Raw genomic sequence first — 2917 nt, 5'->3', positions numbered from 1 at the left:
GAGCACCACCGTGTCGACCGGCAGGAGATGCTGTTCGCCGTCGATCGTGAGGTGCAGTCCGTCGTCGTCGATCCGGTCGTAGGCGGCGCCCGCGATCATTGTCACGCCGCGGTGCCGCAACTCGGTGCGGTGGATCCAGCCGGTCGTCTTCCCGAGCCCCGCACCGACCTTGCCGGTCTTGCGCTGGATCAGGTGGACGGTGCGCGGCGTCTTCGGACGCTCCGGGGCGCGAAGACCGCCCCGGTCGCGGTAGCCGGTGTCGACGCCCCATTGACGGAAGAACACCCCGGGGTCGAGGCTCGCCGCATCGCCCGAGTCGGTCAGGAATTCGGCGACGTCGAAACCGATCCCGCCCGCCCCGATGATCGCGACCCGGTCACCGACCTGCGCCCCGTCGCGCAGGACGTCGAGGTAGCTGACCACGCTGGGGTGGTCCAGGCCCGGTATCGCGGGGGAGCGGGGCGTGACGCCGGTGGCGAGGACGACCTCGTCGAAGCCTGCGAGGACGTCCACCGTGGCCCGCGTGCCGAGCCGCAACTCGACGTTCTCCTCCGCGAGCCGGGTACGGAAGTAGCGCAGCGTCTCGTTGAACTCCTCCTTGCCGGGAACCCTGCGCGCCACGTTCAGCTGGCCGCCGATCTCCTCGGCCGCGTCGAAAAGGGTCACCTCGTGCCCCCGCTCGGACGCCGAGACCGCGCACGCGAGACCGGCGGGCCCGGCGCCCACGACCGCGACCCGCTTGACGGTACGGGTCGGTGACAGGGTGAGTTCGGTCTCGTGGCAGGCGCGCGGGTTGACCAGGCAGGAGGTGACCCGGCCGCTGAAGACGTGGTCCAGACAGGCCTGGTTGCAGCCGATGCAGGTGTTGATGGCGTCGGCACGGCCCTCGGCCGCCTTGACGACGAAGTCCGGGTCGGCGAGGAAGGGCCGGGCCATCGACACCATGTCCGCCCGGCCCGACGCGAGGATCTCCTCGGCGACCTCGGGTGTGTTGATGCGGTTGCTCGTCACCAGCGGTACGGAGACGGCACCGCGCACCCGTTCGGTGACCCAGGTGTAGGCGCCGCGCGGCACGGACGTGGCGATGGTGGGGATACGGGCCTCGTGCCAGCCGATCCCCGTGTTGATGATCGTCGCGCCGGCCGACTCGATCTCGCGGGCGAGCCGCACGACCTCCTCCAGCGAGGAACCGCCGGGCACCAGATCCAGCATCGAGAGCCGGTAGATCAGGATGAAATCCCTGCCGACGCGCTCACGGACCCGGCGCACGATCTCGACGGGGAACCGGATGCGGTTCTCGTACGAGCCGCCCCAGCGGTCGGTGCGCCGATTGGTGGCAGCGGCGATGAACTCATTGATCAGATAGCCCTCGGAGCCCATGATCTCGACACCGTCGTACCCGGCCAGCCGCGCGAGCTCGGCGGCCCTGGCGAAGTCCTCGATGGTCTCCTCGACCTCGTCATCGTCAAGGGCGTGCGGAGTGAAGGCGCTGATCGGCGCCTGGACCGCGCTGGGCGCGACCAGGTCGGGATGGTGCGCGTACCGGCCGAAATGCAGGATCTGCATGGCGATCCGGCCGCCCGCCTCATGCACGGCGGCGGTGACCCGCGCATGCTGCTCGGCCTCCGCCTCGGTGGTCATCTTGGCGCCGCCGGGAAAGGAGCAGGCCCGGGCGTTCGGGGCGATCCCGCCGGTGACCATCAGGCCGACGCCGCCCCGCGCACGTTCCGCGTAGAAGGCGGCCATCCGCTCGAAGCCGCGCTCGACCTCCTCCAGACCGATGTGCATCGACCCCATCAGCACCCGGTTGGGGAGAGTGGTGAACCCGAGGTCGAGGGGGCTCAGCAGATTCGGGTACGGGCTCATGCGACGGCTCCTCACGCAGTGTCGTTGCGCCAGTTGTAGACCAGTGGAATGTCATTGTGCAACAAGTTGCACAATGACATTCGTCGCAGAGCCGCACCTGCGGGCGTCCCCCGAACGGCGTAACACCAGGACACGTCGGCCCCTCGCGTCACGGAGAGTGGAACCGCGGCGCCCGCCCGCCACAGCACATCGGGTGCCGTGCCCGGTGCCACGCACGGCCCCGGACCCCTGCCCCACTCGGCCCCGAACCCCCGCGGAGACTCCCATGGCCTGCCTCGACCGGCGTGACCTCGGCCTGCTCGTCCTGCGCGTCGGCACCGGCGCGGTACTGGCCGCGCACGGCACTCAGAAGCTGGCCGGCTGGTTCGGCGGCGGAGGCATCGAAGGAACCACCGCCGCGATGGAGGCCATGGGCTTCCACCCGCCGAAGCACAGCGCGGTCGCCGCCGGGCTCGGCGAGGCGGGCGGCGGCGCACTGCTGGCACTGGGCCTCGCCACCCCGGCGGCCGGCGCGGCCGCGGCCGGGGCCATGGCGGGTGCCGTGGCCGTCCACGCGCCCGCCGGATTCTTCGCCCAAGGCGGTGGCTACGAGTACCCGGCCTTCCTCGGCTTCACCGCCGCGGCGATCGGCCTGACCGGACCCGGCCGGTACTCCGTCGACCACGCGACCCAGCACGTCTTCAACAAACCATGGATGGTCGCCCTCGCCTTCGCGGGCAGCGCGGTCGCGGCTGCGGCCGTCGTCGGCAGGCGCGCCAAGGGCCGGGCCGTGATCGACCCTGACACGACCTGACCACCCGGTAGGACAGGGACCGGACGGCACCCCAGGGAGGGAGCCGCCCGGTCCCGACCGCACTGGCACTGCTTGCGGAACTTCGGTCCCGGTCGTACTTCTTGCGAAACCTCGCGTCGCACTGCTTGCGGAGCGTCTCTAATCAGCTAAGTGATCCCATGTTGGACGTGGTGTCTGGCATGGGTTCTGCCCATCGTGGAGGGGTGGCGTGGGCGTGCAGGTGGAAGCCCGCGCCCAGTGCTGCCCCTTGTGGCCGGT

2 protein-coding genes are annotated in these 2917 nt (G+C 70.8%); one reads left to right on the top strand and one right to left on the bottom strand.

Annotated features, from left to right (window positions below; translation table 11 throughout):
• Positions 1 to 1866: FAD-dependent oxidoreductase (locus tag ACFU8Q_RS40715; protein ID WP_384465031.1), on the bottom strand; the 1866-nt coding region annotated here is incomplete at its 3' end.
• 265 nt (positions 1867 to 2131) lie between these two features.
• Between ACFU8Q_RS40715 and ACFU8Q_RS40710 the strand changes: the two genes are divergently transcribed.
• Positions 2132 to 2659, top strand: coding sequence for a DoxX family protein (locus ACFU8Q_RS40710; protein ID WP_384465028.1), 528 nt, complete (start codon positions 2132 to 2134; stop codon positions 2657 to 2659).
• Positions 2660 to 2917 lie beyond the last annotated feature (258 nt).

Source organism: Streptomyces sp. NPDC057543, assembly GCF_042801895.1.
In the GTDB taxonomy this organism is placed as follows: domain Bacteria; phylum Actinomycetota; class Actinomycetes; order Streptomycetales; family Streptomycetaceae; genus Streptomyces.
The sequence above is the reverse complement of the archived record's forward strand: the minus strand, read 5'-3'. Positions and strand labels throughout refer to the sequence as shown.